20 protein-coding genes are annotated in these 21,041 nt (G+C 70.4%); 18 read left to right on the top strand and 2 right to left on the bottom strand.

Features of this window, described 5'->3' with window-relative positions:
- The first annotated feature begins 117 nt into the window (after nucleotides 1-117).
- Together rbfA and AB0J91_RS18790 are read left to right on the top strand one after the other, a co-directional pair.
- A complete protein-coding gene (rbfA, locus tag AB0J91_RS18795) occupies nucleotides 118-624 on the top strand; it encodes a 30S ribosome-binding factor RbfA (RefSeq protein ID WP_363789095.1) in 507 nt (168 codons plus the stop codon).
- Nucleotides 625-753: 129 nt separating this feature from the next.
- Nucleotides 754-1,746, top strand: coding sequence for a DHH family phosphoesterase (locus tag AB0J91_RS18790; RefSeq protein ID WP_363870493.1), 993 nt, complete (start codon nucleotides 754-756; stop codon nucleotides 1,744-1,746).
- A gap of 200 nt (nucleotides 1,747-1,946) precedes the next feature.
- On the opposite strand, the gene AB0J91_RS18785 is transcribed toward AB0J91_RS18790, so the two are convergent.
- Nucleotides 1,947-2,486, bottom strand: a complete 540-nt coding sequence (locus tag AB0J91_RS18785) for a CGNR zinc finger domain-containing protein (RefSeq protein WP_363870337.1) — start codon at nucleotides 2,484-2,486, stop codon at nucleotides 1,947-1,949.
- Between the two features lie 67 nt (nucleotides 2,487-2,553).
- Between AB0J91_RS18785 and AB0J91_RS18780 the strand changes: the two genes are divergently transcribed.
- From AB0J91_RS18780 to AB0J91_RS18735, 10 genes are all read left to right on the top strand, one after another.
- Nucleotides 2,554-3,879 carry an MATE family efflux transporter gene (locus AB0J91_RS18780; protein WP_363870334.1) on the top strand — a complete coding sequence of 442 codons (1,326 nt, stop codon included), beginning with the start codon at nucleotides 2,554-2,556 and terminating at the stop codon, nucleotides 3,877-3,879.
- 45 nt (nucleotides 3,880-3,924) lie between these two features.
- The gene (truB, locus tag AB0J91_RS18775; RefSeq protein WP_363870331.1) at nucleotides 3,925-4,833 is read left to right on the top strand and encodes a tRNA pseudouridine(55) synthase TruB; all 909 of its coding nucleotides are present in this window, start codon (nucleotides 3,925-3,927) and stop codon (nucleotides 4,831-4,833) included.
- A gap of 107 nt (nucleotides 4,834-4,940) precedes the next feature.
- Nucleotides 4,941-5,927 carry a bifunctional riboflavin kinase/FAD synthetase gene (locus AB0J91_RS18770; protein WP_363870329.1) on the top strand — a complete coding sequence of 329 codons (987 nt, stop codon included), beginning with the start codon at nucleotides 4,941-4,943 and terminating at the stop codon, nucleotides 5,925-5,927.
- A 122-nt stretch (nucleotides 5,928-6,049) separates the two neighbouring features.
- Nucleotides 6,050-6,532 carry a helix-turn-helix transcriptional regulator gene (locus AB0J91_RS18765; protein WP_363789100.1) on the top strand — a complete coding sequence of 161 codons (483 nt, stop codon included), beginning with the start codon at nucleotides 6,050-6,052 and terminating at the stop codon, nucleotides 6,530-6,532.
- A gap of 251 nt (nucleotides 6,533-6,783) precedes the next feature.
- A complete protein-coding gene (thpR, locus tag AB0J91_RS18760; protein ID WP_363870326.1) occupies nucleotides 6,784-7,344 on the top strand; it encodes an RNA 2',3'-cyclic phosphodiesterase in 561 nt (186 codons plus the stop codon).
- Between the two features lie 149 nt (nucleotides 7,345-7,493).
- A complete protein-coding gene (gene rpsO, locus AB0J91_RS18755) occupies nucleotides 7,494-7,763 on the top strand; it encodes a 30S ribosomal protein S15 (protein WP_132674863.1) in 270 nt (89 codons plus the stop codon).
- Nucleotides 7,764-8,017: 254 nt separating this feature from the next.
- Entirely contained in the window at nucleotides 8,018-10,267 is a 2,250-nt protein-coding gene (locus AB0J91_RS18750) for a polyribonucleotide nucleotidyltransferase (RefSeq protein ID WP_363789102.1), read from the top strand.
- Between the two features lie 102 nt (nucleotides 10,268-10,369).
- A complete protein-coding gene (locus tag AB0J91_RS18745; RefSeq protein ID WP_363870323.1) occupies nucleotides 10,370-11,710 on the top strand; it encodes a pitrilysin family protein in 1,341 nt (446 codons plus the stop codon).
- Between the two features lie 209 nt (nucleotides 11,711-11,919).
- On the top strand, nucleotides 11,920-12,663 hold the full coding sequence (dapB, locus tag AB0J91_RS18740) for a 4-hydroxy-tetrahydrodipicolinate reductase (RefSeq protein WP_363870320.1): 744 nt from the start codon (nucleotides 11,920-11,922) through the stop codon (nucleotides 12,661-12,663).
- A gap of 16 nt (nucleotides 12,664-12,679) precedes the next feature.
- Nucleotides 12,680-13,129, top strand: coding sequence for a hypothetical protein (locus AB0J91_RS18735; RefSeq protein WP_363789315.1), 450 nt, complete (start codon nucleotides 12,680-12,682; stop codon nucleotides 13,127-13,129).
- Nucleotides 13,130-13,145: 16 nt separating this feature from the next.
- Here AB0J91_RS18735 and AB0J91_RS18730 read toward each other — a convergent pair whose 3' ends face one another.
- Complete coding sequence (locus AB0J91_RS18730; RefSeq protein ID WP_363870317.1) at nucleotides 13,146-14,327, bottom strand: FAD-dependent monooxygenase; 1,182 nt, start codon at nucleotides 14,325-14,327, stop codon at nucleotides 13,146-13,148.
- A gap of 87 nt (nucleotides 14,328-14,414) precedes the next feature.
- On the opposite strand from AB0J91_RS18730, the gene AB0J91_RS18725 reads away from it, so the two are divergent.
- From AB0J91_RS18725 to AB0J91_RS18700, 6 genes are all read left to right on the top strand, one after another.
- Entirely contained in the window at nucleotides 14,415-14,987 is a 573-nt protein-coding gene (locus AB0J91_RS18725; protein ID WP_363870314.1) for a TetR/AcrR family transcriptional regulator, read from the top strand.
- Between the two features lie 360 nt (nucleotides 14,988-15,347).
- The gene (locus tag AB0J91_RS18720) at nucleotides 15,348-17,168 is read left to right on the top strand and encodes a hypothetical protein (protein ID WP_363870311.1); all 1,821 of its coding nucleotides are present in this window, start codon (nucleotides 15,348-15,350) and stop codon (nucleotides 17,166-17,168) included.
- Nucleotides 17,169-17,359: 191 nt separating this feature from the next.
- On the top strand, nucleotides 17,360-19,000 hold the full coding sequence (locus AB0J91_RS18715; protein ID WP_363870308.1) for a hypothetical protein: 1,641 nt from the start codon (nucleotides 17,360-17,362) through the stop codon (nucleotides 18,998-19,000).
- Between the two features lie 8 nt (nucleotides 19,001-19,008).
- Entirely contained in the window at nucleotides 19,009-20,247 is a 1,239-nt protein-coding gene (locus AB0J91_RS18710) for a YeeE/YedE family protein (RefSeq protein WP_363870305.1), read from the top strand.
- A 44-nt stretch (nucleotides 20,248-20,291) separates the two neighbouring features.
- Nucleotides 20,292-20,483 (top strand): hypothetical protein, encoded by a 192-nt coding sequence (locus tag AB0J91_RS18705; protein WP_363870302.1) that lies wholly within the window; start codon nucleotides 20,292-20,294, stop codon nucleotides 20,481-20,483.
- Nucleotides 20,484-20,552: 69 nt separating this feature from the next.
- A complete protein-coding gene (locus AB0J91_RS18700; RefSeq protein ID WP_363789111.1) occupies nucleotides 20,553-20,828 on the top strand; it encodes a hypothetical protein in 276 nt (91 codons plus the stop codon).
- Nucleotides 20,829-21,041 lie beyond the last annotated feature (213 nt).

The following is a 21,041-nucleotide window of genomic DNA, read 5'->3' as shown; positions in this document are numbered from 1 at the left end:
GGTGCGAGCTGCTCAGGCGCTCACCAGAAGGAGGAAGTGGCTTCGCCACTTCGACGTCGGACCCACCCGCCGGAGCACCGCGGGTGTCGAAGCTTTCTTGCAAGAAGGAGGTGCGTCGTGGCTGATACGGCGCGCGCCCGCAGGCTGGCCAAGCGCATCGCGCAGATCGTCGCGTCCGGGCTGGAGCACGAGGTCAAGGACCCGCGACTGGCGATGGTGACGATCACCGATGCGCGAGTCACCCCGGACCTGCGGGACGCCACGGTCTACTACACCGTCTTCGGCGACGACGCCGACTACGCCTCGACGGCGGCCGCGCTCAGCAGCGCCACCGGCGTGCTGCGCTCCCGCGTCGGCGACCAGACCGGGGTGCGGTTCACGCCGACCCTGACGTTCGTCGCGGATACCGTCCCGGACCAGGCCCGCCGGATGGAGGAGCTGCTCGCTAAGGCCAAGGAGGCCGACGACGAGGTCGCCCGACTGGCCTCCGGTGCGGTCCCGGCCGGCGACGCGGACCCCTACCGCGTGAGCGCTGACACCGAGGATGATGACGACGACACCGACGGTGTCGATGACGAGGACTTTTCCGACGCCGATGTGCGTCGTGGCCCACAAGGTGGTTGAGTCGCGGCGCCGAATCGGGTGCGTTGGTCATCGGTGGACCTGACAGTGCCGCCGATGACGTGGAGGTGACGTGTGCGCGGGCAACCCGAGACCGCCGGCCAGCAGAGCGGCCCGAAGACGGGCGAGTCTCTGCGAGAGGCCGTCGCGGCGGCTGCGGGCAAGCTCGCGGCAGCACCTGACGTGACCCTGTTCGGGCACGTCAACCCCGATGCCGATGCCCTGGGCAGCGCGCTAGCGCTGGGCAGGGCGCTGAAGAAGCGCGGCAGCGCGGTCCGGGTGTCCTTCGGGCATCCGGACAAGCCCGCCCACTCGTTGCGCGACCTCGACGTCGACGGGCTCATCGTGCCCCCGTCGGAGGTTCCCCCCGCCCCGCCGCTGCTGGTCGTGTGCGACTCCGGCAGCCTCGGGCGGCTCGGCAAGCTCGCCGACCGCGTCAAGGGCACCATCGCCGCAGGTGGTGAGGTGATCGTCCTCGACCACCACATCTCCAACACCCGCTACGGCACGGTGCACGTCCTCGACGAGTCCGCCGAGGCGACGGTGCTGCTGGTGCTGCGGGTGCTCGACGAGCTCGGCGCGGAACTGGACCTGCCGACCGCCCGCTGCCTGTACGCCGGGTTGGTCACCGACACGCGCTCGTTCCGGCACGCCAGCGCCGAGGTGCACCGGGTCGCGGCCCGGCTGCTCGACGCGGGCGTCGACCCGGAGGCGACCACCAAGCCGCTGCTCGACACCCACCCGTACGGGTTCCTGGGCATGCTCGCCGGTGTGCTGTCGAAGACCGAGCTGGAGCCGTCCGCGGCTCAGGGCCTGGGTTTCGTGCACGCCACCGTCCGCAAGGACCAGTCGGACGGGCTGGGCAGCGAGGACGTCGACAGCGTCATCGACCTCATCCGCACCACCGGGGAGGCCGAGGTCGCCGCGGTCCTCAAGGAGATCGGCCCCGACCACTGGTCGGTGTCGCTGCGCGCCGACAGCCGCGTCGACGTCAGCCACGCGGCCAACGCCTGCGGGGGCGGTGGCCACCGCCTGGCCTCCGGTTTCACCGCTCGCGGCGAGGAGCACGAGATCCTCGCCGGAATCCGCAAGGCCCTCGACAACGCCCCGCTCCTCGGAACGTGACCCCGGCAGCGGCCCCCAGACCCCGTCCAGCGGCCCGTTCGAATTTCGCGCGAAATTGGAATCCGCCACCCGGAAGTGTGGCGACACACCCAGTGCTACGTCGGTTCGCAGGCTCTTGAACTGGAGTTTTCGAATTTCGCGCGAAATTCGAGTGGGGACTTCGGCGTTCGAATTTCGCGCGAAATTGGAATGGGGCGGGGTCAGGCTCGTTTGCGGGCTCGGAACGCGGCCACGTGCATGCGGTTGGCGCAGCGGGGCGAGCAGAAGCGCTTCGCCTGGTTGGTCGAGGTGTCCAGGTAGTACGTCGAGCAGCCCTCGGCCTCGCAGAGCCCCCAGCGCGCGGTGCCGTGCGCGACGACGCCCTGGGCCAGGCCCCACGCCGCCGCCGCGGCGACCTCGTCGACCGCGGGGGCATCGGGACCCGCGACGTGGACGTGCCAGTTGGGTGCTCCGTCGTGACCGCCGTGGCCGGAGAGCCGGGGACGCGGGGGATGGGCGGCCAGCAGCGCGTTGATCTCGGTGAGGACCGTCTCGTCCTGAGCCGGTCCGGCCGAAGCCATCATGGCGGCCAGCGCCCGGCGCAGGCCCTCGGAGACCTCCCGCAGCAGGGGCAGGTCGGAGTCCCGGAGCCGGTCGGCCCACCAGGGCTCGTCGTGCAGCGCGGCGCGGACCGTCTCGACGTCGGTCAGGTCGGCGTTGGCGAGCCGGAGCGCGACCTCGATGTAATCGGCGCTGTCCACTGACGCTCCTTACCGCTACCCTGTGTCAGGGTCGAACCCATCAATCGCAGCTTACAAGGGAGATGACGTGTCCGAGGCCGGGGAACGCGTGTCACCGCGCAAGGTGCTGGGGCTCGCGGTCCCCGCACTGGGCGTGCTGGCGGCCGAGCCGCTGTACGTGCTGGTCGACACCGCCGTGGTCGGTCACCTCGGGGCGGTCCCGCTCGCCGGGCTCGCGCTCGGCGGCACCCTGTTCACGCTGATCTCCAGCCAGCTGACCTTCCTGACCTACGGCACCACCGCGCGCACGGCGCGGCTGCACGGCGCCGGCCGGCGCACCGAAGCCGTCGCCGAGGGCGTGCAGGCGACCTGGCTCGGGATCGCCGTCGGCGTGGCGCTGTCGCTGATCGCCCAGCTGGTCGCCACACCCGTCGCGGAGCTGCTGGCCGGGCCCGGACCGGTCGCCGACGCCGCCGGGACCTGGCTGCGCATCGCGCTCTGCGGCGCCCCGCTGGTGCTGATCACCATGGCGGGCAACGGCTGGATGCGCGGTGTCCAGGACACCGTCCGCCCGCTGCGCTACACGCTCATCGGCAACGGCGTGTCCGCCGTCTTGTGCCCGATCCTGGTCTACCCGATGGGCCTCGGGCTGGAGGGTTCGGCGTTCGCGAACCTGATCGGCCAGAGCATCGCCGCGGCCCTGTTCATCCGCGCCCTGCTCGTGGAGAAGGCCCCGCTGCGCCCCGACGGGGTCAGGATGCGCGCTCAGCTCGGTCTCGGCCGAGACCTGGTGCTGCGCACCATGGCCTTCCAGATCTGCTTCCTGTCGGCGACCTCGGTGGCCGCCCGCACCGGAGCCGAGACGGCGGCCGCGCACCAGGTCGTGTGGCAGTTGTGGATGTTCCAGTCGCTGGTGCTGGACTCGCTGGCCATCGCCGCGCAGTCGCTGGTCGGTGCCGCCCTCGGCAGCGGTTCGGTGCCGCGCGCGAAGGCCGTCGCCAAGCAGGTGACCTGGTACAGCCTGGTGTTCGGGTGCGGACTGGCCGTGTTCTTCACCGCCGTGTCCGGCGTGCTGCCGTCGGTGTTCACCACCGATGCGGTCGTGCTCGCCGAGATGCCGAACGCCTGGTGGTTCTTCGTGGCGGTGCAGCCGGTGGCGGGCGTGGTCTTCGCGCTGGACGGGGTGTTCCTCGGCGCGGGCGACGCCGCCTACCTGCGCACCGCGACGATCCTCAGCGCCGTCATCGGCTACCTGCCGCTGATCTGGCTGGCGCTGGCCTTCGGCTGGGGCCTGGCGGGGATCTGGACCGGGCTGAGCCTGTTCATGGTGCTGCGGATGATCACGCTGCTGCTGCGGGCCCGCTCCGGCAAGTGGGCCGTGGTCGGCGTGACCCCCGCGGCAGCGGCGGCCTGACCCTGGAGGATTCGCGCGGCGCCGGGTCGGGAATGATGGCTCGCCGTGTCCGCGCAATCCCGCAAGCAGAGTCCCGCCGTTCCTCCCGGCCTCCTGGTGGTCGACAAACCGGCGGGGATGACCTCGCACGACGTCGTCTCCAGAGTTCGCCGCATCATGGGCACCCGCAAGGTCGGGCACGCGGGGACGCTGGACCCGATGGCCACCGGTGTGCTCGTGCTCGGCCTGGAGCGGGCGACCAAGCTGCTGGGCCACCTCGCCCTGGACACCAAGGCGTACCTGGCCACCATCACGCTCGGAGCCGCCACCAGCACCGATGACGCCGAAGGCGAGGTCATCACCACCGCCGACGCCTCCGCGGTGGACGAGACCGCGGTCCGCGATGGCGTCGCGGCGCTGACCGGCGACCTGCAGCAGGTGCCGAGCGCCGTCAGCGCGGTCAAGATCAACGGCCGTCGCGCCTACGACATCGCGCGCAGCGGCGAGACCGTCGAGCTCGCCGCCCGTCCGGTCACCGTCTCCCGCTTCGACGTCCTCGACCTGCGGCGCACCGAGCGGACCACCGAGCTGGACGTCCTGGTGGAGTGCTCTTCGGGCACCTACGTGCGGGCGTTGGCCCGCGACCTCGGAGCAGCGCTCGGCGTGGGCGGGCACCTCACCGCCCTGCGGCGCACCCGGGTCGGGCCGTTCGGCCTGGCCACCGCGCGCACGCTGGATCAGCTGGAGGAGACCCCCGAACTCTCGATGGGCCTGGACCAGGCCGTCGAGACCGCCTTCCCCCGCCGGAACGTCGACGCCTCGACCGCTCGCGCGCTGTCGCACGGGCAGGTCGTGACCGCCGCCGGCGTCGAGGGGACCTACGGCATGTTCGATCCCGAGGGCCGGGCGGTGGCGTTGGTCCGCGACCGGGGCCGCACGGCGAAGGCCGTCCTGGTCATCGTCCCCGGGAACTGACGACGGCCCCGCCGGGTGGTGGAGGGCGTCGCCGCGTGGCTGCGGCCGGGCGGGTTCGAAACCACCGCTCGGCGCGTGATCGCGCGGGGGAAGTAGGCTTCTGGGTCGTGCAGCGTTGGCGTGGTTTGGAGCAGCTTCCCGGTGGTTGGGGCCGTTGCGTGGTCACCATCGGTGTCTTCGACGGTGTGCATCGCGGCCACCAGAAACTCATCGCGCACGCGGTGCAGCAAGCTCGGCGGCGGGGCGTTCCCTGCGTGCTGATGACCTTCGACCCGCACCCCGCGGAGGTCGTGCGCCCGGGGAGCCACCCGGCGCAGCTGACCACGCTGCGACGGCGGTCCGAGCTCGTCGAGCAGCTGGGCGTGGACGTGTTCTGCGTGCTGCCGTTCACCCGCGAGCTGTCCAAGGTGCCCGCCGAGGGGTTCGCGCACGAGGTCCTCGTCGAGAAGCTGCACGCCGCAGAGGTCGTGGTGGGGGAGAACTTCACCTTCGGCCACAAGGCGGCGGGCAACATCGACCTGCTCACCAAGCTCGGCGAGCGCTTCGGCTTCGAGGTCGCCTCCGACGCGCTGGTGTCCGGGCCGGTCGAGCGCTCCGACGACTCCGGCGGCACGTCGGTGACGTTCTCCTCCACCTACATCCGCGCGTGCATCGACGCCGGTGACGTGGTGGCGGCGGCCTCGGCGCTGGGACGCCACCACCGCATCGAGGGCATCGTCGTGCGCGGCGCGGGTCGCGGCGGCAAGGAACTGGGCTTCCCGACGGCCAACCTGTCCACCCCGGACTACACGGCGATCCCCGCCGACGGCGTCTACGCCGCCTGGTTCACCCACCGCAGGCGTGGCGCGTCGCAGCCGGGGCCGGCGATGCCCGCGGCGGTGTCGGTGGGCAGCAACCCGACGTTCTCCGGGACCGAGCGGACCGTCGAGGCCTTCGTGCTCGATGTGGACGCCGACTTCTACGGCGAGCGCGTCGATCTCGACTTCGTGCAGCGGTTGCGGGCCATGGAGCGCTACGACTCGGTGGGCGCGCTGATCGATCAGATGAACGCCGACGTCGCCGAGACCCGCCGAATCCTCGGAGTTCGGGCGTGAGCTCCGCCGCCGGGATGAACAGGTTTTCGGGTTCTGGACCCCGCGCGGCCGGTGAGCTGGCAGGATTCGATTCCGGATCACCCCGGGCTCACCGGGGTGGCGGTCACGCAGGGGGAGCGAAGGTGGCGGAGAGCAGCAGCGTCCAGCGAAATCTGGCTCTGCAGCGGCAGTGGTACGGCGAGCCGCTGGGGGACCGGGTGCGCCGACTGGTCGTGGCCTTCCGCATCTCGCAGGCCCAGCTGGCCGACGTGCTCGGCATCAGCGCGCCGATGCTCAGCCAGGTGATGAGCGGCCGCCGCGCCAAGATCGGCAACCCGCAGGTGCTGGCCCGGCTGGTGATGCTGGAGCGCAAGGTCCTCATCCCGGGTGTGGCCGCGGGCGAGTCGGACGCGATCAAGCAGGCCCTGGAGGACGTGCGCCAGTCGCAGCCCTCGGTGGGGCGCGACAACCTGCCGGTCAAGCAGACCGCCAACGGCGAGCAGATCGCCTGGCCGGTGCTGCTGGAGGTGGCCAAGCCCACCGAGCTGGAGGCCGCGGCCTCGCTGCTGGAGGGCCGCTACCCGCGCCTGGCGGGACTCCTACGCCGAGCCGCCGACAGCGAATAGGGCTTGTTCAGCGAGTAGCCGTGGGCGCTTTGCTTGGCGGTGCGGGTGGCGGAAACCCCCGGAGGGGAAAGCGCAGCGGCTTCGTGGTCTCCGTGCGCCACTCCTGATGTATTCCGCTTACCCAGGGGTGGACATCGGCGTCGCGGCGTGCTCGCCACGAAGCCGCTCAGAACCCGCGGCGGTGCGAGCTGAGTCCGCGCCTGAGACAGCGGCTCCGCCGCACTCCTGGGACGGGCCGTCATACTCGCGGCATGCGGTTGTTCACCGCGTTGTGGCCCTCGGATGAGGCGGTCCGGCACCTGTCTGAGGCGATCGCGGCCTTGGACCCGGCTCGGGTGACCGAGGCGACGGCGGGCGTGCGCAAGTTCCGCTTCACCGCCGCCGAGCGCTGGCACCTGACGTTGCGCTTCCACGGCGACGACGCCGATCCGCAGCGCGTCGCCGACCGCCTCGACCGCCGCATGGCGCACGTCACCGCCGCACCGCCCGCGCTGCGCATGACCGGCTCGGGAACGTTCCGGGGAGTGCTGTGGACGGGTGTCGAACCGGCCACCGAGACCGACCGGCTCGCTCTGCGGGAGCTGGTGCGCGCGGCCGGTGGCGACCCGCACGGGTTCCGGGCGCACCTGACGGTCGCCCGGTGGGCGTCCGGTCGTGCCGACCGGCGGTGGATGCCGGGGCTGCTCGCCGGTTACGCGGGTCCCTGGTGGACCGCCGGAGAACTCGCGGTGATGCGCAGTGACCAGGGCGAAGGCGGTCCGGTGTACCGGGCTGTGCACCGCGTGCCGGTGACGCGCGCTGCGTCGGGGTAACCCAGGCGAGCAGGGCTTCCCTGTTATCCTGGCCTGTGGAACGGCTGCAGTCCGTGGTGGCCGATTTCCGGGGTAACCAGTCCTCACGGCGGTGGCGCCGCACGGCAGCTCGCCGCCCACAGACACGGGACATGCAGAAGGAGTATTTCGTGGCGCTGTCCACTGACGAGAAGAAGCAGATCCTGGCCGAGTACGGCCTGAAGGACAACGACACCGGTTCGCCGGAGGCCCAGGTGGCCCTGCTGACCAAGCGGATCACCGGCCTGACCGAGCACCTCAAGCAGCACAAGCACGACCACCACTCGCGTCGTGGTCTGCTGCTGATGGTGGGTCGTCGCCGTCGTCTGCTCAACTACCTGACCAAGGTGGACATCGAACGCTACCGTTCGCTGATCCAGCGACTCGGTCTGCGTCGTTGACATGACACCGGGGGGAGTGGCCACGGCCGCTCCCCCCGGTGCGTAAAACCGGGCGGTGCCTCGCAGGCGCCGCCAGCAATTCAATAGAGCGCTCACGGTGGCAAGCACTGGGTGCAGGCGTCCGCCGGTCCTCGGTAGTGGCTGCCGGGCAAGTCGTCACGAGACGGTCCCGGGAGCTTCGATCGATGGCCGGCCTTGTCGGATCACCGATCCGGATGCTCCTGCCGTGGGCGTTGTGACGATAGGGAGTCACCTTGACTGAAGCGATCGAAGAGGGCGTGTACGAGTCGACGGCCGTGCTGGACAACGGCGCGTTCGGAACCCGTACCGTCCGTTTCGAGACCGGCCGGCTCGCGAAGCAGGCCGCCGGGAGCGTCGTCGCCTACCTCGACGACGAAACCATGCTGCTGTCGGCCACCACGGCCTCCAAGCAGCCGAAGGAGCACTTCGACTTCTTCCCGCTGACCGTCGACGTCGAAGAGCGGATGTACGCCGCGGGTCGCATCCCCGGCTCGTTCTTCCGCCGCGAGGGTCGGCCGTCCACGGACGCGATCCTGACCTGCCGCCTGATCGACCGCCCGCTGCGCCCGTCGTTCGTCGACGGCCTGCGCAACGAGGTCCAGGTCGTGGTCACGGTCATGAGCCTGAAGCCGGGCGACCTCTACGACGTGCTGGCGATCAACGCCGCGTCGGCGTCCACCCAGGGTTCGGGTCTGCCGTTCTCCGGTCCGATCGGTGCCACCCGCATGGCGCTGATCGACGGCCAGTGGGTCGCGTTCCCGACGCACGAGCAGCTCGAGCGCGCCGTGTTCGACATGGTCGTCGCGGGCCGCATCGTCGGTGACGACGTCGCGATCATGATGGTCGAGGCCGAGGCCACCGACAAGACCATCGACCTGGTCGCCGGTGGCGCCCAGGCGCCGACCGAAGAGGTCGTGGCGGCGGGTCTGGAGGCGGCCAAGCCGTTCATCCGCACCCTGTGCGTGGCCCAGCAGCAGCTGGCCCAGGCGGTCGGCAAGGACACCCAGGACTACCCGGTGTTCCCGGCCTACCAGGACGACGCGTTCACCGCCGTCGAGCAGGCCGTGTCCTCCGAGCTGGCCGAGGCGCTGAAGATCGCCGGCAAGCAGGAGCGGGAGACCCGCCTCGACGAGATCAAGGCGTCGGTCCTGGAGAAGGTCGGCACCGGCGAGGGCGAGGCGTTCGAGGGCCGCGAGAAGGAGATCGGCGCTGCGTTCCGCTCGCTGACCAAGAAGCTGGTCCGCCAGCGCATCATCCGCGACCAGGTCCGCATCGACGGCCGCAGCCTGACCGACATCCGCAGCCTGTCCGCCGAGGTCGGCGTGATCCCGCGGACCCACGGTTCGGCGCTGTTCGAGCGCGGCGAGACCCAGATCCTGGGTGTCTCCACGCTGAACATGCTGCGGCTGGAGCAGACCATCGACTCGCTCTCCCCGGAGACGACGAAGCGGTACATGCACCACTACAACTTCCCGCCGTACTCGACCGGTGAGACCGGCCGGGTGGGCAGCCCGAAGCGTCGCGAGATCGGCCACGGAGCGCTGGCCGAGCGCGCGCTGATGCCGGTGCTGCCCTCGCGCGAGGAGTTCCCGTACGCCCTGCGCCAGGTCTCCGAGGCGCTGGGCTCCAACGGTTCGACCTCGATGGGCTCGGTCTGCGCCTCGACGCTGTCCCTGCTCAACGCGGGTGTGCCGCTGAAGGCGCCGGTCGCCGGCATCGCGATGGGTCTGGTCTCCGACGAGGTCGACGGCAAGACCCACTACGTGGCGCTGACCGACATCCTCGGCGCCGAGGACGCCTTCGGTGACATGGACTTCAAGGTGGCGGGCACGAAGGAGTTCGTGACCGCGCTGCAGCTGGACACCAAGCTGGACGGCATCCCGTCCGAGGTGCTGGCGCAGGCGCTGGGCCAGGCGCGCGACGCCCGGTTCACCATCCTGGAGGTCATGGCCGAGGCGATCGGCAAGCCGGACGAGATGAGCCCGCACGCCCCGCGCGTGACCTCGGTGACCGTCCCGGTGGACAAGATCGGTGAGGTCATCGGGCCGAAGGGCAAGATGATCAACTCGATCACCGAGGAGACCGGCGCCGAGATCAGCATCGAGGACGACGGCACCATCTACGTGGGTGCGGCCGACGGCCCGTCCGCGGAGGCGGCGATCGACAAGATCAACGCCATCGCGAACCCGCAGCTGCCGAAGGTCGGCGAGCGCTTCCTGGGCACAGTGGTCAAGACCGCGGCCTTCGGCGCGTTCGTCTCGCTGCTGCCGGGCAAGGACGGCCTGGTGCACATCTCCAAGCTGGGCAACGGCAAGCGCATCGGCAAGGTCGAGGACGTCGTGAACGTCGGCGACAAGCTGCGCGTGGAGATCGCCGACATCGACAACCGCGGCAAGATCAGCCTGGTGCTGGTCAACGACGAGGACGAGAAGTCGGGCGAGAGCGAGGGCGAGGCCGCTCCGGCCGAGGCCTCCGCCGAGTGATCCTCTGATCAGAAATCGCGATGCGGCCCGTCCCGGTCTTCCGGGGCGGGCCGTATTGTCGTGAGTGCGCGGGGACCGCGCGGAGGCGACGAGAACAGGGTTATGAAGCAGCAGAAGCAGACAGCCGGGCACCTGCAACGTCCCGGGACCACCCGGGTTCTCGGTGACAACGGTTCCGCGGAAGTGCGGCGGACGGTGTTGCCGGGCGGCTTGCGCGTGGTCACCGAACCGGTTCCCGGCGTCCGTTCGGCATCGGTGGGCATCTGGGTCGGGGTCGGCTCGCGAGACGAGACCAGGGCGCAGGCCGGTGCCGCGCACTACCTGGAGCACCTGCTGTTCAAGGGCACCGCGAAGCGGACCGCCGTGGGCATCGCGCAGGAGATCGACGCCGTCGGCGGTGAGCTCAACGCGTTCACCTCCAAGGAGCACACCTGCTACTACGCGCACGTGCTCGACGAGGACCTGCCGCTGGCCATCGACATGCTCTGCGACGTGGTCTTCGACGCGGTCAACGACGCCTCCGACGTGGACGTGGAGCGCAGCGTGGTCCTGGAGGAGATCGCGATGCGCGACGACGATCCCGAGGACCTGCTGCACGAGCTGTTCTCCACGGCCGTGCTGGGCGACAGCCCGCTGGGGCGTTCGGTGCTGGGCACCGAGGAGTCGATCAGCGACATGACCCGCAACCGGGTGCACGGCTTCTACCGGCGCAGCTACCAGATGCCGAAGATGGTCGTGGCGGTCGCGGGCAACGTCGAGCACGCGAAGGTGGTGCGGCTGCTGCGCAAGGCGCTGGGCGACCGGCTGACCGGCGACGAGCGCCCGGAGGCGCCGCGCGGCGGCCGGATCCGGCTGCCCAAGCAGGAGCGGCTGGTGCTCCAGCCCGATGACACCGAGCAGACGCACCTGCTGATGGGCTGCCGCGGCCTGGACCGCTACGACGAGCGGCGGTTCGCGCTGGGCGTGCTCAACGCGGCCCTCGGCGGCGGGATGAGCTCGCGGCTGTTCCAGGAGATCCGCGAGAGCCGGGGCCTGGCGTACTCGGTGTACTCGTCGAGCACCGCCTACTCGGACGCGGGCACGTTCTCGGTCTACGCGGGCTGCACGCCGGAGCGCTTGGGCGAGGTCGCCTCGGTGATCCGCTCGGTGCTCGCCGACGTCGCGGCCGAGGGCCTGTCGGCGGAGGAGGTCGATCGGGGCCGCGGTCAGCTGCGGGGTGGCCTGGTCCTGGGGCTGGAGGACAGCGCGGCCCGGATGAGCCGCATCGGCAAGACCGAGCTCAACTACGGCCGCCACTACACGGTCGAGGAGACCCTCGCCAAGATCGAGGCGGTCACGCCCGAGGACGTCGCGACCCTCGCCCGGGAGATCCTCAACCGCCCCTTCACCACCGCCGTCGTGGGCCCCTACAAGACCCCGGAGGACCTGCCGGAGGGCGTGTAGTGGGCGGTTCTGGTCCGAACCGTCCATGATCGATGTCCCCTTCGTCCGGTCGGTTCGGACCAAAACCGTCGCCGTCCTGGACTCACGCGCGCGCTCGTGCGGATCACCGGGATGGTGTCGGTCACCACGCGGGGTGGGTTGTCGGGTGGCCGCGGGCACGATGCCTAGACTTCGGGTGAGCAGCGTCGGTGCGGAGAGGTGTTTCCACGGTGATCAAGGTTGGTGTGCTGGGCGCCCGCGGGCGGATGGGTTCCGAAGCGGCGCGAGCCGTCGGCGAGGCCGCCGACACCGAGCTGGTCGCCGAGGTCGACCAGGGCGACCCCATCGAGCGGCTCGTCGAGTCCGGCGCGCAGGTCGCCGTTGACCTGACCCACCCCGACTCGGTGCTCGACAACATCAAGTTCTGCGTCGAGAACGGCATCAACGTCGTGGTCGGCACCAGCGGTCTCGGACCGGCTGAGCTGGACTCCATCCGCACCTGGCTGGCCGCCAAGCCGGAGGTCGGCGTGATCGTGGCGCCGAACTTCGCGATCGGCGCCGTGCTGTCGATGCGGTTCGCCGAGCTGGCCGCCAAGTACTTCGAGTCCGCCGAGATCGTCGAGCTGCACCACCCGAAGAAGGCCGACGCGCCCTCGGGCACCGCGGCGCGCACCGCGCAGGTGATCGCGAAGGCTCGCGAGGAAGCCGAACTCGGCGAGATGCCCGACGCCACCACCAAGGACCCGGACGGAGCCCGAGGCGCCGAGGTCGACGGGGTGCGGGTGCACGCGGTGCGGATGACCGGACTGGTCGCGCACCAGGAGGTGCTCTTCGGGACCGAGGGCGAGACCCTCACCATCCGCCACGACTCCTACGACCGGCGTTCGTTCATGCCGGGCGTGCTGCTGGGCATCCGCGAGGTTCCCGGCCGTCCGGGCCTGACCGTGGGGCTCGACGTGCTGATGGGGATCTGAGGTGGCCAAGCAGCTGATGACGGCGCGCACCGCCGCGTTCGTCATCGCGCTCGTGCTGCTGGCCTACCTGGTGCTGATGGGCGGTCGCGCGATCACGATGATCATCAGTGGTGAGCCGGTCTTCATCGCGCTCGGCCTGGCGATCCTGGTCTTCCCCGTGCTGGGCGCGGTGCTCGTCGCCGACCAGCTGCGCTTCGGCGCCGCCACCGAGCGGCTGGCCCGCAGGCTCGACGACGAGGGCGTGCTGCCGGACGTCTCGCACCTCCCGCGCCGACCCTCGGGCCGGATCGAGCGGGAGGCCGCCGACGAGTGGTTCGACGCCAAGCAGTCCGAACTCGAAGCGGCGCCGCAGGACTGGCGCCGCTGGTTCGCGCTCGCGCAGGCCTACGACCTCGCCGGTGACCGCAACCGCGGTCGCAAGGCGATGCGCAAGGCGATCGACCTGGAGCGCGACGACAAGGCCTGAGCCGCAGGCGAAACGCTCAGCTCAGCGCCTCCGCCGCGGCCTCGGCGTCGTGCTCGTGGATCCACTGCAGCGTGTCCGGGATCGCCGCGAGCCGCCGGTCGCGGTCGTCGGCGTCCGGCCCGTCGGGCAGGTGCAGCAGCGCCGACGCCACCCACGAACTGCGCTGGACCGCGCGCGTGCGGGCGCGGCGGAGGCGTTCGTAGCGGGGCAGCGCCTGATCCGGCGCGAAGCGGTGCAGCAGCGAGGCGAGGGTGGCCGCGTCTTCGATGGACTGGTTCGCGCCTTGACCGTGGTGCGGCAGCATGGCGTGCGCGGCGTCGCCGAGCAGCACGATCCCGTCCCGGTGCCAGCGGGTGAGCGGCCGTTGCCCGAACAGGGCCCACCGCTTGTGCAGGCTCGTCGCCGCGACCATCTCGCGCACGCCCGGGTGCCAGTCGGCGAAAGGCGCGCGGAGCCGGTCAGCGGGCACGTCCTCCACCCAGCTGGAGCCCGTCCACGTCGGTGGGTCGTCCACGACGGCCAGGAAGTTGACGAAGGAGCCGTCGCCGATCGGGTAGTGCAGCACGTGGGTGCCGGGCCCCATCCAGAACTGGATGGCGCCGGGGTCGGGCAGCGAGGGCATCGCATCAACGGGGATCAGGCCGCGAAAACCGCTGGTGCCGGAGTAGCGGGCCGATTCGTCGTCCGCGACCCACCGGCGCACCGTGGAGTGCACGCCGTCCGCGCCGACGACGAGATCGGTGTGCGCCGTGGCACCGTCGGCGAAGTGCAGCTCGTATCCCCGGTTTTCGGTCGAGATGTCGACGAGCCGGTGGTCGAGGTGGAGGTCGTCGTGCCCGCAGGTCTCGGCCAGAGCGGCCTGGAGATCGGCGCGGTGCACGCCGTAGTACGGCGCGCCGAACCGGGCCGCGTAGTCGGCGCCGGCCGCGAAGGCGGCGATCCGCCGGCCACCGCGCCAGTCCCGGTAGACGAGCTCGGTGGGCACGGCGCTGCGGGCGGCCAGGCGGTCGCGCAGGCCGAGGGCGTGCAGCACGCGCGTGCCGTTGGCCGACAGCGCCACGGCCGCGCCCACTTCCCGCAGCTCAGATGCACTTTCGTAGACCGCAGCCCGGATTCCCCTGCGCCGCAACGCGATCGCGAGCGTGAGCCCGCCGATCCCCGCCCCGATGATCGCTACCGATGGTGACCTCGTCGTCATGTCCACCTCCGACGGTCGTGCCGGCACTCGTTGTACCGATCGGTACAGCGATTGCACGCTAGTTGTACCGATCGGTACGGTCAAGGGGTGAGTTCACGAGGCGACAAGCGCGCCGGGCTGCTGCGGAAGGTCGTCGAGCACCTCGCCGAGCACGGCATCGCCGACCTGTCCCTGGCGCCCACGGCCGAGAAGCTGGGCACCAGCAAGCGCATGCTGCTGTACTACTTCGGCAGCCGCGAGGCGCTCATCGCCGAGGCGATCGCCGCGAGCCGTCCCGACGTCTCCGACCTGTTCCGCGACGTCGGCGATACCGGTGACCTGGAGCGGGCGGCGTGGGAGCTGTGGGAGGCGATCACGCGCGGGCGCCAGCAGCGGCCGATCCGGATCCTGTTCCAGGTGTTGAGCCTTGCCCCGACCCAGCCGGATCGCTACGCCGAGCTCGCCGCGGACGCCGTCAGGGCGATGGTGGAGCCGCTCGTGCCCGTCTACCGGGGGCTCGGCTTCGACGAGCTCGAGGCGCGTTCCCGCGCGAGCCTGCTCATCTCGGGTCTGCGCGGACTGTGCCTGGACCGCATCGTCACCGGCGACGAGGAGCGGATCGAGGCCGCTGCCGGTGTGCTCATCCGAGCCGCCACGACGGCGGAGAACCGGAAATCCTAAGTCCGCTTGAGCTTTCGCGAATACCGCCGTACGGGCTACTGATCGTTTTTACCAGGCGGTTCTCAGGATCTTGTGGGAGGGGATCCCACGACGTGGTTGAACGTTGACACCTCGTGAGCCTTTCTTGATTATTACTGGCATGTCCAGGTTCGCCTGTCTGGTGGCTCGCCTGCATGTCGATCTCCGGCAGCAGGCCAGCGCGCTCTGTCACGCCTAAGGGACCTCTTTCTCCCGCCGCTGCAAGGCGTTTTCTCTCTCTCCGAGTAGTTCACGACGACGCACGTTCGGAAACCGCGCATTCCGAACGCGCGAATTCGTCGTGCCCGAATTCGGAATTCTCCACGAAAATCCGGAGCACACATGAAGAAGAGTCTTCGAAGACTGCCCATCGGGCTGGCCGCCATAGCCCTCGCGGTCGGTTCGGTCACGTTGCCGGTTCAGGACGCCTACGCCGATGTCGACGTGTCCTCGCAGTCCGTGAAGGGTGCGGACGGCAAGGACTACACCGTCACCAACCACGTCGTGAAGAGCGCGCTGGAGAAGTCCACATCGGACGGCAAGCCCAAGGAGTGGCTGGTCGTCTGGGCGGGCGACGAGAACATCGCCGACACCGCGGTGGCCGACGTCCGCAACCTGCCGGGCTCGCTGTCAGGCGGCACCGGCAAGGTCGCCAACGCCCTGCCGGGACCGGACTTCCTGGCGATCATCGACGCGACCAAGGGCTCACCCGGCTACGGCCAGGTGGTCAACACGGTCACCGTCGGCCCGCTGGTCGAGAACGAGCCGCACCACATGCAGTACGTGTGGCACAAGGGCGACACCATCTTCGCCGGTGCGCTCTTCGGCGCGGCGACCTACGCGTTCGACGTGACCTCGCTGCCCAACGTCAAGCTCAAGGGCATCAGCCTGCCGACGCAGACACCGGGCGGCTCCGTTCCCGACGCGTACTGGACGCTCAAGGACGGCACCGCCTACGGCACCTACATGGGTGGCCCGGTGGCTCCGGGGCCGTACCGCTACTCGGACGGCTCGGTGCACCTGGGCAACGGCTTCGCCGGCAGCCCCGGCGAGGTCGTCCGGTTCGACGAGAACGCCAAGGTGCTCTCGGAATCCCCGGCCGCCACACCGGGCGGGGACAACGAGAAGCTGTGCGACAACCTGCCGCGGATCGGCACGCCGACCTGCGCCAACCCGCACGGCATCCAGGCCCGCGAGGACCTGAACACCCTGGTCACGGCGGACTACACCGAGCCGCGCAACATCATCCTGGACCCGGTGAAGGCCCCGTCGCCGTACCTGCGGCGGCCGACCGTGCGGACCTGGGACATCGCCGACCGCAACCACCCGAAGCTCAAGGCGGTCAGCTACCTCCCGAACGGCCCGCGGGCCAACCCGGAGGACCCGCTGCACCAGGAGCAGCGGGCCGTCATGGAGACCACCGTGACGAACCTGCCCGGTCACAAGGGCGCGTTCGCCCAGACCATGCAGGGTGGCGCGGTGTTCTACACGCCCGACATCACGGCACCGGAACCGCACTGGCGCCAGGTCTTCGACGACGGTGCAGCGGTCGTGAACTTCGACAAGGCCAACGACCGCAACGGCGGCAGCTCCAACGGCGGCTGGATCCAGACCAGCCCGGACGACCGGTTCCTGTACCGGGCGATCCAGGGGCGCGCCGCGGGAACCTTCGGCAAGGACGACCCGGGCACCACCGGTGGCGTGTACACATTGGACATCCAGAAGCTGGTCAACTCCGGCAACGATTTCCAGTGCAACATCGACACCATCGCCGAGTCCGAGCACGGCGGTGCCGAGGCCGACTGCCCGACGGTGGCCGGTACGACGCCCATCAACCCGGGCAAGGCCGCGGGCGGTCCGCACTGGGGCGGGTACGACAACTTCGTGCTCGGCCCGGACGGCAAGTACACCGAGACCCAGTCGCCCGGCCGTCTCGCGGTGTCGAACTACTTCGTCGCGCGGTCCGGCAACGACGGTGACCACAAGGTCAACATGGTCGACCTCGGCCCGGACGGGAAGGTTTCGCTCGACGACACCTTCCGCGACGAGGTGACCGGGGAGCCCGGCGTCAACTTCAACCGGCGGTCCTGGCCGCACGGCGAGTTCGGCAACGCCAAGCCTCACTCCGAGCTGTTCGTGGTCTCCGACAGCGACCTGAAGTAGTTCGCGGAGTCGCCACCGGACACCTGGACTCAGTGGCGAGCGGGTGGCCGCCGCTCCACGGCGGCCACCCACCTCCTGCGGACTGATTCCAGAGTTGCTTCGCGTGACGACGTGTCAGAACCCGCGGCGGTGCGAGCCGAGTCCCGCACCTGACGCTTCCCTGAACGAATCCTGCTTTTCGACTAGAGCGGATGTGGAACATGCACAGCCACACCGGAGTGTCCAGTGTGGACTTCCTCGCGCTGGTGCTGCGCGTGCTGTTGTTGAGCGGCACCGCGGTGGTCGCCGGCATCGGCCTGCTGCGCGCCGGAGCGGTGATGCGTCCGTGGTCCGCCTGGATCGCAGGCGTCGGCACCGCCGCGCTGGCCGGGTTGTCCGCCGTGGTCCTGCACATCAACACCGGTTTCGCCATCGCGCACGTGGTCCTCGCCCTGGCGGTGCCCATCGCGCTGCGCTGGCGCGGCCCCTCGACCTTCCTCGGCTTCGGCCTGGCGTTGCTGCTCATCGCCGAAGCCGCCCTCGGCCACACCTCGCTGGCCTTCTTCCTCGACACGATCTTCGTCGCGGTCGCCGTGGTCTGGTTCGGCTTGGCGCTGGCCAAGACCTGGCGCCCCGACAGCGGACTGCGCCCGCGACCCATCGCGCTGACCGGCGCCATCGCACTGGTCGGAGCGGGCATCGGGCAGCTGGTGCTGTCGGGCGTCTTCGACCGCAGGCTGTGGAGCACCGGCTACGGGATCACCGTGCTGGTGCTGGTCATCGGCGCCGTCTCCGTGCTGGCGGTGACCCTCGCGCTGCGCGAGGAACGGCGCGTCTACCGCCTCGGCGCGATCGGCGTGCTCGCCGTCGTCCTCGCCTGGGCCACGCTGCCCGGCATTCCGCGCCCGCACGACCTGCCCGTCCCCGGCATCGCCCGGCTCGCCCAAGCCGCCGGAACGCCGGTGCTGGTCAGCCCGCAGCGCGCGGGTCGAAACCTGGTGCACTTCCCGGAAAGCGCCGGACAGGGCATCACCGTCGAGCAGAACGACCGGATCGCCCGAGCGGTCTCGATCCCCGGCGCCTCCGGCACGTGGGCCGAGGTCGACCTGCCTCCCGGCAGCAGCGACCTGGTCATCTCCCGGGCAGGCGAGACGGGGACCGTCGAGGTCGACACCGGTGATCTGCCGGAGGTTGCCGGCGCGGCCGACCCGGAGTGCGCCAGCGCCGCCCTGGGCGGCATCACCGCCGGTACGCCCGCCCCGGTGACCTGCCCGAACACCGAACTTCTCGCCGAGGACGCCGACGCGCTGCGCAAGCAGGTCTCCTACCTGGCCGAGCTGAAAGTGCCCTCGCTGTCCGTCGTGGGCGACGACACACCGCGCGGCAAGGCCGCGACCGACGTCGTCCTCGCCGAAGCCGCTCACCTCGGCGTTCCCATCAACGACAACCCCGACGGGGCGCTGCTGCAGGTATCGGGCTGGCAGAAGGCGTCCCACACCTTGGAACGGGTGAACTTCCTGTACGGAATGCACCTCGCGCCCTGGCTGTTGCACGGTCCGGTGGTGAACTCGACCGCGGGTGCGGCGCTGCCGCTGCGCTTCGACCCGCGCGACCGCAACGCCCTCACCTACGGCATGACCCAGGCGAGCGCCTTCGGCGACCCGCCGTCGCTGTCCGGATACCGGGAGTGGGCGCGCGCCCGCGGCGAGAACATCGCCGGCGAGATCACCATCTACGCATCCGCCCAGGTCGACGTCATGCAGATGGGCGGACACGAGCATGGCGGAAACCTCGGCCAGTGGATCCCGCAGGGGACGATCGTGGCCATCTCAGGTCCGCTCACGGAGAAGTAGGAGTGCAGATGTCTGTTGTGGACGTTGAAAGACCGGCCCCACCACCGGTGCGCACGGCACCGCCCGCGCAACGAGGAGTCGTGGCGATCGGCATCGCGATCGCCGTCTTGCTCGGGCTCGCCGTGGCCAACGCCGCCGGGTGGAAGATGACCGTGCTCTACGGCATCGGCCTCGCCCTGGGACTGGTGCTGTTCCACTCCCGGTTCGGGTTCACCTCGGCATGGCGCCAGCTGATCACCGTGGGACAGGGCCGCGCGATCCGCGCGCACATGCTCATGCTGGGCGTGGCGGCCGTGCTGTTCGCGGGGATCCTCGGCAGCGGCTACTCGCTGTCCGGCACGCCCGAACCGCAGCTCCAGACCGCCGGCCTCGGCGTCGTGTTCGGCGCGTTCCTGTTCGGCGTCGGCATGCAGGTCGGCGGCTCCTGCGCCTCCGGCACGCTCTTCGCGGTCGGCAGCGGGCAGACCGCGATCATCTTCACCCTCGGCGGGTTCATCGTCGGCTCGGTGTTCACCGCGTTCATCTCGCCGTTCATCAAGAGCGTGCAGAGCATCGGCCCGAAGGTCTCGCTGGCCGAAACCCCGCTCGGCTACGCCGGTGGTGTGCTGATCACGCTGGTCATCATCGGTGTCATCGTGGGGGTGTCGCTGCTGGTCGAGCGGCGCCGCACGCCTCCGCCGATCGACCAGCCGCCGATCGCCAAGGGCGTGCTGCGCGCCCTGCGCGGCTCCTGGCCGCTGTGGGTCGGCGCGGTGCTGCTGGCCGTGCTCAACGCGGCGACGCTGTTCGTCTCCGGCAGCTCGTGGGGCATCACCTCCGCGTTCGGCCTGTGGGGCGCGAAGATCCTCGGCTGGATCGGCGTCGACGTCTCCAGCGCCCCGTTCTGGCAGGACCCGGAGAACGCCGCGAAGCTCACCGCATCCGTGCTCACCGACCGGATCTCGGTGATGGACTTCGGGATCATGGCCGGCGCGCTGATCGCCGCCGCCCTGGCCGGGGCCTTCACCCTGCACCGCAAGATCCCGTGGCGGATGGCCGTCGGCGCGGTGCTCGGCGGAATCCTGATGGGCATCGGCGCGCGCTTCGCAGGCGGCTGCAACATCGGCGCCTACTTCTCCGGCGTCGCCTCGTTCAGCCTGCACGGCTGGCTGTGGGGCGTGATGGCCATCTTCGGCACCTACGCCGGTGTCGCGCTGCGACCGCTGTTCGGGCTGGGCAACCCCAAGCCCTCGGACGCCGTCTGCTGATCTTCCACCGGCCGCGGCCGGTGGTGGGGAAAAGGAGGAACAACATGTCCAAGTCCGTCCGCCGTGCCGCCGCTTCGGTGGCCATCGCCGTGAGCGCCGTGCTGCTCACCGGAGGCGTCGCCAACGCCGAGTCGGTGTGGGTCCTGCCGGGGGTCGACCTCGGAACCGTGCTCACCCCGACCGTGCAGCTGCCCACCCAGCTGCTGGCTCCTGTCGTCGCGCTCCTGGCCGGCTGACCAGCTAGTTCGGACCCGCCGCGTGGCCCGCGCACCGCGCGGCAGGTCGACCGAGAGAAGGGAACCCGCATGAAGCACACCGCACCCCGCGCCATCACCGCCTCGCTCCTGGTCGGAGCGGCCCTGTGCACCGCAGCACCGGCAGCTCTGGCGGCACCGGAAGCCCCGGCTGCCGTCACGGCCCAGGACGGCCCGGCCGTCGTCGACGAACCCGACACCGGCGACCTCAACAACAAGTGGACGTTCGCCCCGGTCGGAGTCCCGGTCTTCGGCCTGATCGACTCGGTCCTCGGCGTCCCGGCCCGCCTCGGCCTCCCGGCCCTGCCGACCCTGCCGAGCTTCTGACGAGGCTTTCTCCCGGAAAACGACGTCCCCTCGCACCCCACTGCGAGGGGACGTCTCCGCGAGAAGACGCCACCGTTCGACGGCCAAACACCCCAACCACCCCCACCCGGCCTCAGCCCGCAATCCAACCCCGGATTTCAGTGGAAGTCAGGACCCGGATTTCCACTGAAGTCGGTCCCCTGGTTTCAGCGGAAATCGGAACCGGGGTTTCCG

Source organism: Saccharopolyspora sp. NPDC049357, from assembly GCF_040677225.1.
Classification (GTDB): Bacteria; Actinomycetota; Actinomycetes; order Mycobacteriales; family Pseudonocardiaceae; genus Saccharopolyspora.
This window is presented reverse-complemented; position numbering and strand designations above follow the sequence as displayed.